Source organism: Paenibacillus riograndensis SBR5, assembly GCF_000981585.1.
In the GTDB taxonomy this organism is placed as follows: domain Bacteria; phylum Bacillota; class Bacilli; order Paenibacillales; family Paenibacillaceae; genus Paenibacillus_AQ; species Paenibacillus_AQ riograndensis.
Genome location: NZ_LN831776.1, coordinates 5,432,303 through 5,445,856, shown reverse-complemented (window position 1 = coordinate 5,445,856; position 13,554 = coordinate 5,432,303). Strand labels below are relative to the sequence as shown.

The window sequence follows — 13,554 nt, the reverse complement described above, 5'->3', positions numbered from 1 at the left end:
GCGAATGCTGTCGACAGATCAAATACTGGAAGCCATGTCGGGGCAGGGACTGCGAATCACCGATCAGCGCAAAACGCTTGCCAAGCTATTCGGCGAGAATACGGGATATTTATCCGCCAAGGATGTATATGAGCATATGGGCCGCAAATACAGCGGACTCAGCTTCGATACCGTATACCGCAATCTGCGGGTGATGGAGGAGCTGGGGGTTTTGGAGCAGGTGGTGTTTGAGGACGGGGTGAAGTTCAAAGGCAGCTGTAATCAGGATCATCACCATCACCATATGATTTGTCTTCAATGCATGAAGACTTACCCGATTCATTTCTGCCCGATGAATCTGACGGATACGCCCGATCAGTTCCGGGTGGTTAAGCATAAATTCGAGGTGTTCGGCTACTGCAAGGAATGTGAACAGCACCGTGAAGAAGAGACAGCTATGGCCGCACACGGCAGAGAAGGCCACTGACATGAGTGCGGGACGCAGAGCCATTCAGGCGCCAATCCGTGTATACCGCAAGTATATCTCTCCCATCAAACCGGCAACCTGCCGCTTCTATCCCACGTGCTCAGCTTATGCTCTGGAGGCGATCGAGGTCCATGGTCCGGTGAAGGGCTCGTGGCTTGCCGCCAAGCGGATCGCCAGATGCCATCCCTTCCATCCCGGAGGGCTTGATCCGGTGCCGCCGCGGGATGAACGGTTATCCGGGGATAAATCAGTCAAGCCAACTTGACATGAAGCCTGCACATGGGTATATTTTGAATAATACGATGATTTCCAAAGAACGGATAAGTAGATCAGGACGACCATTACAGAGAGCCGGAAGTGCTGGGAACCGGTATGGTACGCAGGTCGAATATGGTCCGGGAGGAACTGTAGGCGAGCGGCAGGCCGTGTAAGGGCGGATGCGTAAGGCTACGGCGTGATCCAGCGTTAATGGACAGTTCCCAGGCGGGAACTGGCGAAGCCTGTGCTCTGTGAGGAGCCGGGGAATTTTGGGTGGTATCGCGTGAGTAATCTCTCGCCCCATATCGGGGCGGGAGTTTTTTGTGTTTGCCAAGACGAAAGGATGACCAGGAAATGAGCGACAAGAAAACATTTTATCTGACAACCCCGATCTATTATCCGAGCGACAAGCTGCATATCGGCCATGCCTACTCGACGGTGGCCGGAGATGCTATGGCCCGCTACAAGCGGCTGCGCGGCTATGAAGTCCGTTATCTGACCGGTACCGATGAGCATGGGCAGAAGATTGAGGAAAAGGCAGCAAAGGCCGGCAAGACGCCGCAGGCGTTCGTCGATGACATCGTGGTGGGAATCAAGGAGCTGTGGCGTAAGCTGGACATCTCTAATGACGATTTCATCCGTACCACGGAGGAACGCCATAAACAGGTGGTGGCGGATATTTTTGACCGGCTGCTGAAGCAAGGGGATATCTACAAAGGGGAATATGAAGGCTGGTACTGTATCTCGGATGAAACCTTTTATACAGAAACTCAATTGGTGGATATCGAGCGTGATGCGGACGGTAAAGTGATCGGGGGCAAAAGTCCGGATAGCGGTCATCCCGTCCAGCTGGTGAAGGAGGAAAGCTATTTCTTCCGGATGAGCAAATATGTGGACAGGCTGCTGGCGTATTATGAGGAGAACCCGGAATTTATTCAACCGGAATCGCGCAAAAATGAAATGATCAACAATTTCATCAAGCCGGGGCTGGAGGATCTGGCCGTCTCCCGGACAATGTTTGATTGGGGCGTCAAGGTCAAAGGCGATGACAAGCATGTGGTCTATGTATGGATCGATGCCCTGACCAACTATATCACAGCTCTGGGCTATGGCTCCGGGGACCGCAGCCTGTACGATAAATTCTGGCCTGCGGATGTTCATATTATGAGTAAGGAAATTGTCCGTTTCCATACGATTTATTGGCCGATCATTCTGATGGCGCTTGGCGAACCGCTGCCGAAGAAGGTATTTGCGCATGGCTGGCTGCTGATGAAGGATGGTAAAATGTCCAAATCCAAGGGCAATGTGGTTGACCCGGTAACTCTGATCGACCGCTATGGCCTGGATGCGCTGCGCTACTATCTCCTGCGTGAGGTTCCGTTCGGCTCGGATGGCACTTTCACCCCGGAGAGCTTTGTCGACCGTGTCAACTATGACCTCGCAAATGACCTTGGAAACCTGCTGAACCGCACGGGGGCTATGGTGGAAAAGTATTTCGCTGGTGTGCTTCCGGCCTACGCGGGCAATGTGACTGCTTTTGACGGTGAGCTTGAGGCAGCGGCTAAGAGCACATATGCCAAAGTGGAAGAAGCTATGGAAAAAATGGAGTTCTCTGTAGCGCTCACAGCGATTGGCGCGTTCATCAGCCGGACGAATAAATATATCGATGAAACCCAGCCTTGGGTGCTCGCGAAGGACGAGAGCCGTAATGGTGAGCTGGCATCTGTGATGAGGCATCTCGTGGAAGGGCTGCGCACCGCATCCATTCTGCTGCAGCCGTTCCTGACCGAGGCACCGGCCAAAATCTGGCAGCAGCTCGGCATTGAGCCGGGTGAGCTGACCACCTGGGACAGCGGCAAGTCCTTCGGCCTGATTCCGGCCGGCACGAAGCTTGCGAAGGGCGATCCGCTCTTCCCGCGCCTGGATGTGGCGCAGGAGGTGGCCTACATCGCCGAAGCGATGGGCGCCGGCAAACCGGCGGCAGCGGAGGCGGAGCCGGCTCCTGAAGCCGGGGCCGCACAAGCCGCAGCAGCCGGGCCGGAGGAGGAGCACAAGGAAGAAATCGGCATCGACGATTTCGCCAAAGCGGAGCTGCGGGTGGCTCAGGTCATCGCGGCCGAACCGGTGAAGAAGGCGGATAAGCTGCTGAAGCTGCAGCTGGATCTGGGCTATGAGCAGCGCCAGGTGGTCTCCGGCATTGCCAAGTTTTACACACCGGAGGAGCTGGTGGGACGCAAGGTGATCTGCATTGTGAACCTGAAGCCGGTGAAGCTGCGCGGCGAGCTGTCGCAGGGCATGATCCTGGCCGCCTCCAAAGGCGACCAGCTGACCATTGCCACCGTGCCGGACAGCATGCCGAACGGCGCGATTGTAAAGTAGGCCGGGCTGATCCGGCCTTGGCTTAGAGAAAGGGACAACCTGCGGGATATGGCGCAGTTGTCCCTTTTTTTATGGATAGGTTGTAGTGGGCTTGTTGACTTATCGTAACTATTACTATTATAATTCAAATAGTAAAATTTACGATTTGAGGAGTCGATCAATCCAATGTTAACCAAGAGCCTGCACAGGGGCGTGCTGCTTACGCTGACTTTGCTGGTATTTTTGCTGCTTGCAGCCTGTGGTCCGAAGAGCAGCGGAAGTATCGTGGAAGGTAAAATCAACGTAATTACTACTTTTTATCCTATATATGAATTTGCCAGCGAGATTGGCGGGGAGGATATCCATGCCATCAATCTGCTGCCGGTAGGTGTAGAGCCGCATGATTGGACACCGCGCAGCCAGGATATTATCAATACCTCCAAAGCTCAGCTGTTCCTGTACAATGGAGCGGGGCTGGAAGGCTGGGTGCCGAATTTCCTGAAGAGCCTGGATGCGGACAGTGAAGCCAAAGCGGTGGAGGTCAGCAAAGGCGTTGATTATATCATGACTGACGAGGAAGACGGGCATGATCATGGTGGAGAAGGGGAAGCAGAGGCAGAAGCAGAAGGCCACACAGACACTCTGCATACCGACCCCCACACGTGGGTAAGCCCCAGATCAGCGCTTATTATGGCGGAGAATATAAAAGAAAGCCTGCAGTCTGTTGACCCTGCGCATAAGGATGGCTACGAAGAGCGTTACAACAAGCTTGCGGAGCGTCTGAAGGCGCTGGACAGTAAATTTGCAACAGAACTTGCCAAGCTGCCTAATCATGAGATTGTGGTATCCCACCAGGCTTTTGCTTATTTGGCCCGTGATTACGGATTGACCCAGCATGCCATTATGGGACTGTCCGCCGATGCGGAACCGCGCAGCCAGGACCTGCTGAAGCTTGCTGATCTGGTGAAGAAGGAAGGCATCCGCTATATTTTCTTCGAAGAGCTGGTGTCGGACAAGCTGGCCAAAACTCTTGCGGCTGAAGCCGGGGTATCCACCATGGTGCTTAATCCGGTAGAAGGGCTGACGGAAGCACAGGAGAAGAATGGGGACAATTATTTCACCCTGATGGAGAAAAATTTGCAAAATCTGATTCTGGCCTTACAATAATAAAGAAAGTATAAGTAGAAAGTATAAGTGAAAGGCGGTACTTACATGCAACCGGTATCCCTGGACTGCCATCAGCATATAATCGAAATACAGGACCTATCCTTCTCCTACGGCGAACAGAAGGTAATAACGGACCTCAGCTATACGGTGAAGGAACGGGATTTCCTCGGCATTATCGGCTCCAACGGGGCCGGCAAAACCACTCTTCTGAAAATGATCGTCGGTTTGCTCCCCGCAACCAGCGGCGAAATCAAGCTGTTCGGACAATCGGTCAAAAAGTTCAAGGACTGGGAGCGGATCGGCTATGTGCCGCAGAAAAACGCTTTTAACCCATTGTTTCCGGCAACTGTGCGCGAGGTCGTGATGTCCGGATTATACAATAACAAAAATCTGATCCGCAGAGTATCCAAAGCACAGCAGCAGAAATGCGACGATGCGCTGGAAGTGATGCGGATACAGGATATAGCGGATAAAAGAGTCGGCCAGCTGTCCGGCGGCCAGCAGCAGCGCGTTTTTCTGGCCCGGGCGCTGATCAATCATCCCGATCTGCTGATTTTGGACGAACCTACGGTCGGCATTGATGCCGAGACGCAGGCAGGGTTCTTCGAATTGATTATGCATATGCATGCGCATCACCACATGACGTTCCTGATGGTGTCGCATGACATTGACATGATCAAGAACTATCTGGGCGAGGAGCCGGTGCAAAAGAACGGCAAAATCAATTTTTACTGCCGCCATTCCCATGACGCCCAGGATTGCGCCGTAGATAACCTGCAGCATACAATCTCATAATCTGACTCTGTATAAGCTGAACTTAAGAATCAGGTATGCGCCCCGAGGAATCCCTGTGTTGACAGGGGCGTCACTTAAGTTCACTCTATATAGTTAATTTGCGCAGGGGATTAATAATTGCATGCTAAGGTTAGTTTAGTTGTACTTTGTGCAGTTAAAAACTAACTTTTTCGTGCGCATAAGGAGCTAATTGCACTTCGTACACTTATATATGCGGAATGTTGATCAAACGCCGGGTTAGCCCGCTTCTAAGTGTACGAAGTACATTTAAAACCTCCAAACAACATTTTATATATCAAATAGTTGCAGCAAATACAGTTATAACATTTGATGCGAAAAGATGTTTACGCAAAAACGTAATGTTTAAAAGACGTAAATACGAGTTGTGATTGGTCATACGATAAAGACAGGGGTTCTTAAGTATCAGTACCTAAATCCCACATCCGTTAAGGCGTATGGTGGGCTGGTCAGAGCCCGGTTTGGGTTTGTGATATCAGTATCTAGATCCCGCATCCGTTAAGCGTGTCCCGAAGGGACGGAAAGCGATCCTTCATCCCCGTCTCTAAGCACCATCTACCGATTCTCTCACGCAAGTTGCCCTTGCCGGGTGTCCAGAGGGCGGAGCCCTAGGGGCCCTCCCTTGGAAGGGAGGGTTTGGGAGGGATCGAAAAGGTTTTGGAAAAGATTTTTGAAATTCGCTTTTTGAAGTTTCGCTAAGTATTTGATACTCAGAGGAGATTGAAATTTTGGAAATTCTATTCAGTGATTTTTTTCAGCGGGCGCTTGCGGGCGGACTGATGATCGGGATTACTGCGCCGCTCATCGGCGTGTTTCTGGTCCTGCGCCGCCTGTCCATGATCGGCGATACGCTGGCGCATGTGACGATTGCCGGGGTAGCGCTCGGCTTTTTGACCGGCTTTTATCCGCTGGGAGCGGGGCTGATCTTTGCGGTCGTGGCGTCCTTCGCGATCGAGAAGCTGCGCAAGGCATACAAAAGCTATGCCGAGCTGTCGATCGCCATCATTATGTCGGGCGGCGTGGCGCTGGCCTCGCTTTTTTTTACCTTGGGCAAAGGGTATAATGCGGATGTGATGAGCTACTTGTTCGGCAGCATTTATACGCTCGACAACACGGATCTCATCGTCGTGGGGATCGTCACCCTGGCGGTGGTGGTCGTGGTAACTCTGTTTTTCAAAGAATTTTTTCTGCTCAGCTTTGAGGAGGATGCAGCCAGCGTGAGCGGGCTGCCCGTGAAGCTGCTGAATATGCTGATAACGGTGCTGACGGCGCTTGTGATCAGCACGGCGATCAAGATCGTCGGCTCGCTGCTGGTGTCGGCGCTGCTGACTATTCCCGTGGCAATCAGTCTGCTGCTGTCGCGCAGCTTCAAGTCTTCGGTGATGCTGTCCGTCATCATTGCAGAGATTGCGGTGGTCGGCGGGCTGGTGGTGGCAGGAATATGGAATCTGGCCCCTGGCGCCACAATTGTTCTGCTGCTGATTGCGCTGCTGGCCTTAACCCTGATTGGCAAAAAAGGGCTGCCAGCGTAAAGTGAACGGAAGAGTGGAAGGTTGAATTAAAAGTAATGTAATCCATTCATACGAAGTGACCCTTAAGCCCGGAAGGAGAGAAGCCACTTTGTCTAACCTGAATGCAGGAATTGCTTTTGCTGCCGGTGTGGCGTCTTTCATATCGCCCTGCTGTCTGCCGCTGTACCCTTCCTATCTGAGCTATATCACCGGTCTGTCCGTTCAGGAATTAAAGGCCGGAAGCACTACCCGAAAGGCCCGGTTCCGGACCATCAGCCATACGCTGGCCTTTATTCTTGGATTGTCGGCAGTGTTCTATACCATCGGCTTCGGAGCCGGGCTGTTTGGAGAAGTATTTCAGGAGCAGCGGGATTTAATCCGGAAATTATCAGCCATTCTTGTGATGGCGATGGGGCTGTTCCTGCTGGGGATTTTTCAGCCCAAGTTCCTGCTCCGTGAACGCAAACTCAATCTGAAATGGAAGCCGGCGGGTTATCTGGGCTCATTCATTCTGGGCATCGGCTTCTCGGCAGGCTGGTCTCCATGCATTGGCCCGATCCTCACTCCAATCATTGCGCTGTCGGCCAGCGACCAAGGGGCCTGGTTTACGCTGATTACGGCTTATTGCATCGGCTTTGCGCTGCCCTTCATTGTGCTGGCCTTCTTCCTCGGCGGAGCCCGGCGCATCCTCAAATACTCCAATCTGCTGATGAAGGTGGGCGGGGGACTGATGATTTTTATGGGACTTCTGCTGTTTACGGATCAGATGTTCCGTATCACCATATGGCTGCAGGGAATTACGCCGGATTGGCTGAAGTTCTAACTGCTGATCCCAATAACCGTCCTCCAATCAGGTAAAATAATCAATTCCCGCTTCCGGGAAATGTTCAAAAATCCGCTCTGTGATGAATTCCCGCAGGGCGGTTTGCTGTTCATCGGGATAGACGTATTTGTGCTGGCCCCAGCGGCCCCATTTCTTTTTGCGCTTCTCGATGTCCATTTCCAGTTTGGATTTCGGATAACGTTTCTCGATAACGGTTTTGGCCGTCTTGGTGAACCGGTGCTGAATCATTTCAAAAGTAAGGCCTTTGCCCGCCTCCGGCGGCAGCGCCTGGGCCAGCTTCGCCAGCAGCCCGGCGTACCCTTCCTGCCAGCCCTCATGCCAGATGATCGGGGCGATGATGAAGCCAAGCGGATACCCGGCCCGGGCGATTTGTCCGGCAGCTTCAATCCGTTCCTCGAAGCGTGCCGTCGCCGGCTCGAAATTCCGGATCACGTAATCGGCGTTCACACTGAACCGGATCCGGGTGTGGCCGTTATGTTTCAGGTGGAGCAGCGGCTCAACATGCTGGTATTTGGTGACAAAACGCAGCCGCCCCAGTGGCTCGTCCGCAATGAAGGTAATCAGCTCGGCCAGAGAACCGGTGATATGCTCCAATCCCAGCGGATCGGAGGTGCACGCCGCTTCAAAGGAAGTGATCTCCGGTGCGCGCTCTTCAATATATTTTTTGGCCGCATCAATCACATCGCCTGTATTGACATACACACGGATATACGGTTTGGCGCCAAGAGTTGTCTGCAGGTAGCAGTAATGGCAGTGGCCCATGCAGCCGGTGGCAATCGGAATGGCATAGTCAGCAGAGGGCTTGGACTGGTCAAAGGTCAAGGTTTTGCGGATGCCCACCACAAGGGTCCGTTTGGCAATCTTGTACTGTTCCAGTTCCGTTTCTCCCGGCAGATTGGTAATCCGGTTGTGTGAAGTAGTCATGCGGTAAGGGATATTCTGCGCTTTGACCCATTCCATGATCCGCTCACCTTTGGGATACTTCAGCGCTTCCGGCTCAAAAAAAACAAGTTCAGGCATAAACAGGCTGGTGGGCTTGCGGTGTTTTTTGGCGGAGGGGCGTTCGGTTACTGCCGTGGTCATGAATTCACGCTCCTTATGAATGAGGATAAGGCTATTGTGCCGAGATCGGGCCGGTGAAAACCATGGAAAACATCGCTAAGCGCTGCGGGAACTGTGCCGCAGGACTTGCCAAGGAGCGGCAGAAACATGTATCATTGTTAAAGCAAGGTCCGCCCCGGCGCCACGCTCATTATAGAAAAGAGGTAAAGTTGAATGCCAACACCCAGCATGGAGGATTATTTGGAGCGCATATACAAGCTCATCGACGAGAAGGGTTATGCGCGGGTCTCGGATATTGCCGAGGGACTGGAAGTCCACCCCTCCTCTGTGACCAAGATGATCCAAAAACTGGATAAGGACGAATATCTCATCTATGAGAAATATCGTGGGCTTGTCCTAACAAGCAAAGGGAAAAAAGTGGGAAAACGTCTCGTTGACCGCCACCAGCTGCTGGAGGAATTCCTCGGCCTGATCGGAGTCCAGCAGGAGCATATTTATAAGGATGTGGAAGGAATCGAGCATCATTTGAGCTGGGACTCCATTACGCGCATTGAGACGCTGGTGGAGTATTTTCGCCGTGATGAAGCGCGTCTGCAGACCTTATACGATATTCATCTTGAACTGGTCAGCGACTCATAAATGATGTTGTTTTTGTGTGATTACCGCAACCTTTCCAGTTTTTTTACGTCATAACGGTATCGTTCTTTTTTGTTTCAGGACTCCGTTTGGCAAGAGAAACGGCCGTCTCCCTTTTGATAAGGACGAGAAGGCCGTTTTTTGGTGTCTGCGCAAAATTTTACTGTATACCGGGGAGGAATTATGAATTACCGTAAATGGATGTTAGGGTTATTAGTGCTGCTGTTATGTCTCCCGCTCGGTATGACCGGCGTTCAGGCGGCGGCCGTACCGATAACCATTGAGCTGGATGGTGTGACCTTGAACAGTGAAGTACCGCCGTTTATTACCGCTTCAGGCGTGACTATGGTGCCTGTAGGTGTCATCAGCAAAGGGCTGGGTGCAGCGGTCGAGTGGAATCAAAGCAATAAGACTGCGACGATCAGCAAAGGGGAGAATGTGCTGAAGCTTACCAGCGGCAAAAAGACAGCCGATGTAGGGGGAACACCGGTAGCCTTGGATACCTCTGTGCAGATTGTGCAGGGCCGGGTGACAGTACCGTTGCGTTTTGTAAGTGAACAGCTAGGGCTGCAGGTCGTCTGGAATCAGGCAACCAAACACATTGCGCTGTATTCAAATACGGAGATTGTCGGACCGTCCGCGCCGGCGGTGTCTGCACCGACAAGCGTGCCGACACCAACCCCTGTGCCAACACCTAACGTGCCAACACCTAACGTGCCAACACCTAACGTGCCAACGCCGAACGTGCCGACACCAACAGTACCTGTACCGACGGTTCCATCGGTTCCTGGAGCGAAGGCCCCGAAAGAAATGAAGGGCGCCTGGATCTCAACCGTGTTCAATCTGGACTGGCCTTCTACTTCCTCAGCGGGCAATGAGGCCAAGCAGAAACAGGAATTCAACACATTGCTCGACAAGCTGCAAAAAACCGGCTTCAATGCCGTATTCGTGCAGGTCAGACCCTCCGGGGACAGCCTGTATCCCTCGGTGCTTGTTCCCTGGTCCAAGGTATTGACCGGCTCGCAGGGCAAGAATCCGGGTTATGATCCGCTGGAATTTATGATCAGTGCCGCTCACAGCCGGGGCATGCAGTTCCATGCCTGGTTCAATCCGTTCCGCGCGACAACAGATGCCAACACGGCCAATCTGGCGGGCAATCATGTGGCAAAAGCCCATCCGGAATGGATCGTCAAAGCGGACAGCAAGCTCTATATTAATCCGGGCATTCCGGAAGCCCGCCAGCACATCATCGATACCGTAATGGAAGTAGTGAAGGGCTATGACATTGACGGGGTCCATCTGGATGATTATTTCTATCCATCCGGATCTTTTGCCGATGATGAGGCATTCAAGACCTATAATTCCAAGTCCATCAGCTCCAAGGGGGATTGGCGGCGGGACAATATCAATGATTTCATCAGCCGGCTCGGCCAATCCATTCATGGCGTGAAATCGGATGTCTCCTTCGGTGTCAGCCCGTTTGGCGTCTGGCGCAACAAGAAGGCGGACAGCACGGGTTCCGATACCACGGCAGGGGTATCTGCCTATGACGACATGTACGCTGATACGCGGACCTGGATACGCAGCGGCTGGATCGACTATATTGCCCCGCAGATTTATTGGAGCCTCTCCTTTAATGCGGCCCGGTACGACAAGCTCGTGGACTGGTGGGTGAACGAGGTGAAGGGTTCCGGGGTCAAGCTCTACATAGGACAGGCCACCTACAAAGTAGGAACCGACAAAAGCGCTGAGTGGCAAAGCAGCGAACAGATTATCAACCAGTTAAAATATAATGAGAAATACAATGAAGTAGCCGGCAGCATTATGTTCAGAGCGAACGATATTGTAAGCCGCGATCCGTTTGGACTCAACAGCCTGCTGACCTTTTATTTCAAGTCATGAAACTTCCCCCGTGCTCATAGATAAGCATTAGGTCTATGGAACGGGGGATGACTGTCTATGGAGATCAATGCCGTATTCGAAGGCGGGGGTGTAAAGGGGATCTCGCTCGCGGGCGCGGTTCAGGCATCAGAGCAGGCGGGGGCGGTGTTTAAGCGGGTGGCCGGAACCTCTTCGGGCTCCATTATCGCCTCGCTGCTTGCGGTGGGGTATGACGGTGAAGCAATGAGCAGGATCATCCGGACAACCGCTTTTACCTCTTTTCTAAAAAGGGGCTTTCTCTACAATACGGCTTATGTGGGACCGGCTTTTCGGGTGCTGATCAAAAAAGGGCTGTATTCCGGGGAGGCGCTGGAGTCGTGGATACGCGGGATTTTGAAGGAAAAGGGGCTTGTCACCTTTGGAGATCTGCCTCGTGGCAAGCTGTCCATTATCGCCTCCGATATTACGAACGGCCGTCTGGTTGTGCTGCCTGACGACTTGAAGCAGTATGGGATTTCCCCGGACGGCTTCGAGGTAGCCAAAGCGGTGCGGATGAGCTGCAGCATCCCGTATTTTTTTGATCCGGTAATGCTGCGGCTGAGCAATGAGGCGGCTAAAGGAAAGTCTTTTGCTGAGCAGTTTGTCTATATGGTCGATGGCGGCTTGTTAAGCAATTTTCCGTTGTGGCTGTTCGACGAGAAGGAGGAGGGTTTCAAAAGCCCGGGCCGCAGAATCCCCACGGTCGGGTATCAGATGATCGGCAAAACCGAACCGCAGCCGCACAGGATCACCGGTCCCTTCAGCATGCTGCAGGCTATGGTGGGCACCATGCTGTCTGCCCATGATGAACGGTATATTGAAACGGAGAAATTTATCCGGACCGTTAAGATTCCCACCTTGGGCATCGCGATGACGGAGTTCAATCTCGCGCCGGAGAGAAGTGACGAGCTGTATGCGGCCGGATATAAGGCGGGGGAGGCGTTTTTCAAAAATTGGCGGCCGCTTCCGAAGCCTACGATTTTCTAAGTCCATTTGCATAAAAAAGCCTTCCCGCGTATTGCAGTGCGGGAAGGCTTTTTTTAATGATATTTGGGCAGCTGCTCATCGTTTTTGCCTTTGCTGCCTTCGATCACCTGAAACGGATAGGTTTTGCGTTTGCCGGGAGCTGCCGGCTGCGTTTTACGCAGGCCAGCGACTTTGGCCATGGTTTTTTGGGAAGGAATGACTTTCGTTTGGGATCTGCCGGAACCCCGGCCATAGCCGGCCTTGAAAGACCGGTTCGCATAAAACACAATTCCTAAAAGCAAAAGCGGAATAATCAAAGACGTCAGCGCCCCGAAGCCCACCAGCATAAACCGTGTAACCAAACCCAGTACCGCCAGCGCTACACTTATCCAAAAAATCAAAGCATGCTTGATCATAGACCACTCATCCTTTCGCAGGATCCAATATTCCGCCTGACACACTTGCTTCAGTATATGCCCCTGCTTCGATTGCGGCATCCAGCTCCCGCATCCGGTTAAATGAGGCGATGGAGACTTCGACCATTTCATCTTTGGGTTCCTTGGTTGTCAGCAGCTGCAGCCACAGTCCGGGGTAGCCCAGGTACTTCAGTCCCGGAATGTCTCTTACGGCATTGGTTCCTTTCAGAACCTCAAAGGAGATGCCGATTACGACCGGCAGCAGCACAATCCGCTGCACTACACGTTCAACCAGGTTATCCCAAGGGAACACCGAATAGATAATGACGCCAAGGATAATCGTCAGCATCATGAAGCTGCTTCCGCAGCGGTAATGCAGACGGCTATACTTCTGCACGTTCGCTACTGTCAGCTCTTCACCGGCTTCAAATGCGCTGATGACCTTGTGCTCGGCGCCATGGTACTGGAACAGCCGCTTCACTACAGGGGTCTGAGAGATGGCCCACAGATAGACGAGCAACAGAACCAGTTTGATTCCGCCTTCTACGAGGTTGTGCAGAATGTAGTTATCAAATGCATTTTTGAACAGAAAATTTTCAACAAAGACGGGGACAAGGGTAAAGATGAGCTTGCCGACAAGGAAAGATAAAATCCCCATGATCGCTACGCCAAAAATCATCCCCAGGCTCCAGCCCTCTTCCTTTTTCTTGGCTTTCTCCTGCTGCTTAGCCTGATCTTCCGGCTCCGTCTCATCCTCGGCATAGGATTCCGCCGAATAATTCAGGTGCTTCGAGCCTTTGGCGCTGGAATCTATAATACTGACAAGGCCGCGAAGAAGCGGTATCCTGCGCAGTTTTACGACCCAGCTCTTATCGCTTCTCGGCACCTCCAAAAATGTAATTTCCCCGTTCTTCCTTCTTACGGCAGTTACGTTGATGTGCTTGCCGCCGAACATAACGCCTTCAATGACGGCTTGGCCGCCGTAACTTGGAGTTTCTTGGGACAACCAATTCACCTTCCCGTGTTTTAATGTGATTTATATAATACATTGTAACTAATTTATGGCGACATTGCTAGTTGGATTGCCTTTTACTGTACATACTAGGAACTGGGAGGAGAGAGCCGGAAGGCAATTCC

13 protein-coding genes are annotated in these 13,554 nt (G+C 52.4%); 10 read left to right on the top strand and 3 right to left on the bottom strand.

Annotated features, from left to right (window positions below):
• The first annotated feature begins 4 nt into the window (after positions 1-4).
• From PRIO_RS23195 to PRIO_RS23165, 7 genes are all read left to right on the top strand, one after another.
• Complete coding sequence (locus PRIO_RS23195) at positions 5-466, top strand: Fur family transcriptional regulator (RefSeq protein WP_020429184.1); 462 nt, start codon at positions 5-7, stop codon at positions 464-466.
• Between the two features lies 1 nt (position 467).
• Positions 468-731, top strand: a complete 264-nt coding sequence (yidD, locus tag PRIO_RS23190) for a membrane protein insertion efficiency factor YidD (protein ID WP_020429185.1) — start codon at positions 468-470, stop codon at positions 729-731.
• 347 nt (positions 732-1,078) lie between these two features.
• On the top strand, positions 1,079-3,103 hold the full coding sequence (gene metG / locus PRIO_RS23185; RefSeq protein ID WP_046504895.1) for a methionine--tRNA ligase: 2,025 nt from the start codon (positions 1,079-1,081) through the stop codon (positions 3,101-3,103).
• Between the two features lie 165 nt (positions 3,104-3,268).
• On the top strand, positions 3,269-4,249 hold the full coding sequence (locus PRIO_RS23180) for a metal ABC transporter solute-binding protein, Zn/Mn family (RefSeq protein WP_020429187.1): 981 nt from the start codon (positions 3,269-3,271) through the stop codon (positions 4,247-4,249).
• Positions 4,250-4,294: 45 nt separating this feature from the next.
• Positions 4,295-5,044, top strand: coding sequence for a metal ABC transporter ATP-binding protein (locus PRIO_RS23175; RefSeq protein ID WP_020429188.1), 750 nt, complete (start codon positions 4,295-4,297; stop codon positions 5,042-5,044).
• A 746-nt stretch (positions 5,045-5,790) separates the two neighbouring features.
• On the top strand, positions 5,791-6,594 hold the full coding sequence (locus PRIO_RS23170) for a metal ABC transporter permease (protein ID WP_020429189.1): 804 nt from the start codon (positions 5,791-5,793) through the stop codon (positions 6,592-6,594).
• A gap of 88 nt (positions 6,595-6,682) precedes the next feature.
• The gene (locus tag PRIO_RS23165; RefSeq protein WP_020429190.1) at positions 6,683-7,396 is read left to right on the top strand and encodes a cytochrome c biogenesis CcdA family protein; all 714 of its coding nucleotides are present in this window, start codon (positions 6,683-6,685) and stop codon (positions 7,394-7,396) included.
• 27 nt (positions 7,397-7,423) lie between these two features.
• Here PRIO_RS23165 and splB read toward each other — a convergent pair whose 3' ends face one another.
• Positions 7,424-8,500: a spore photoproduct lyase gene (splB, locus tag PRIO_RS23160; RefSeq protein WP_020429191.1), complete on the bottom strand. Its 1,077-nt coding sequence runs from the start codon at positions 8,498-8,500 to the stop codon at positions 7,424-7,426.
• Between the two features lie 192 nt (positions 8,501-8,692).
• On the opposite strand from splB, the gene mntR reads away from it, so the two are divergent.
• From mntR to PRIO_RS23145, 3 genes are all read left to right on the top strand, one after another.
• Positions 8,693-9,118, top strand: a complete 426-nt coding sequence (gene mntR / locus PRIO_RS23155) for a transcriptional regulator MntR (RefSeq protein ID WP_019909637.1) — start codon at positions 8,693-8,695, stop codon at positions 9,116-9,118.
• A 180-nt stretch (positions 9,119-9,298) separates the two neighbouring features.
• Positions 9,299-11,017 carry a family 10 glycosylhydrolase gene (locus tag PRIO_RS23150; RefSeq protein ID WP_046507318.1) on the top strand — a complete coding sequence of 573 codons (1,719 nt, stop codon included), beginning with the start codon at positions 9,299-9,301 and terminating at the stop codon, positions 11,015-11,017.
• A gap of 57 nt (positions 11,018-11,074) precedes the next feature.
• A complete protein-coding gene (locus PRIO_RS23145; RefSeq protein WP_020429193.1) occupies positions 11,075-12,022 on the top strand; it encodes a patatin-like phospholipase family protein in 948 nt (315 codons plus the stop codon).
• A 53-nt stretch (positions 12,023-12,075) separates the two neighbouring features.
• Here PRIO_RS23145 and PRIO_RS23140 read toward each other — a convergent pair whose 3' ends face one another.
• Both PRIO_RS23140 and PRIO_RS23135 read right to left on the bottom strand, forming a co-directional pair.
• Entirely contained in the window at positions 12,076-12,417 is a 342-nt protein-coding gene (locus tag PRIO_RS23140; RefSeq protein WP_020429194.1) for a hypothetical protein, read from the bottom strand.
• 7 nt (positions 12,418-12,424) lie between these two features.
• The gene (locus tag PRIO_RS23135) at positions 12,425-13,372 is read right to left on the bottom strand and encodes a DUF1385 domain-containing protein (protein WP_051010649.1); all 948 of its coding nucleotides are present in this window, start codon (positions 13,370-13,372) and stop codon (positions 12,425-12,427) included.
• Positions 13,373-13,554 lie beyond the last annotated feature (182 nt).

Coding starts and splice junctions, on each gene's coding strand:
- PRIO_RS23180 (WP_020429187.1), top strand. CDS start 3,269: ATGTTAACCAAGAGCCTGCACAGGGGCGTGCTGCTTACGCTGACTTTG.
- PRIO_RS23150 (WP_046507318.1), top strand. CDS start 9,299: ATGAATTACCGTAAATGGATGTTAGGGTTATTAGTGCTGCTGTTATGT.
- PRIO_RS23175 (WP_020429188.1), top strand. CDS start 4,295: ATGCAACCGGTATCCCTGGACTGCCATCAGCATATAATCGAAATACAG.
- PRIO_RS23195 (WP_020429184.1), top strand. CDS start 5: ATGCTGTCGACAGATCAAATACTGGAAGCCATGTCGGGGCAGGGACTG.
- metG (WP_046504895.1), top strand. CDS start 1,079: ATGAGCGACAAGAAAACATTTTATCTGACAACCCCGATCTATTATCCG.
- PRIO_RS23145 (WP_020429193.1), top strand. CDS start 11,075: ATGGAGATCAATGCCGTATTCGAAGGCGGGGGTGTAAAGGGGATCTCG.
- PRIO_RS23140 (WP_020429194.1), bottom strand. CDS start 12,417: ATGATCAAGCATGCTTTGATTTTTTGGATAAGTGTAGCGCTGGCGGTA.
- splB (WP_020429191.1), bottom strand. CDS start 8,500: ATGACCACGGCAGTAACCGAACGCCCCTCCGCCAAAAAACACCGCAAG.
- yidD (WP_020429185.1), top strand. CDS start 468: ATGAGTGCGGGACGCAGAGCCATTCAGGCGCCAATCCGTGTATACCGC.
- PRIO_RS23135 (WP_051010649.1), bottom strand. CDS start 13,372: ATGTTCGGCGGCAAGCACATCAACGTAACTGCCGTAAGAAGGAAGAAC.
- mntR (WP_019909637.1), top strand. CDS start 8,693: ATGCCAACACCCAGCATGGAGGATTATTTGGAGCGCATATACAAGCTC.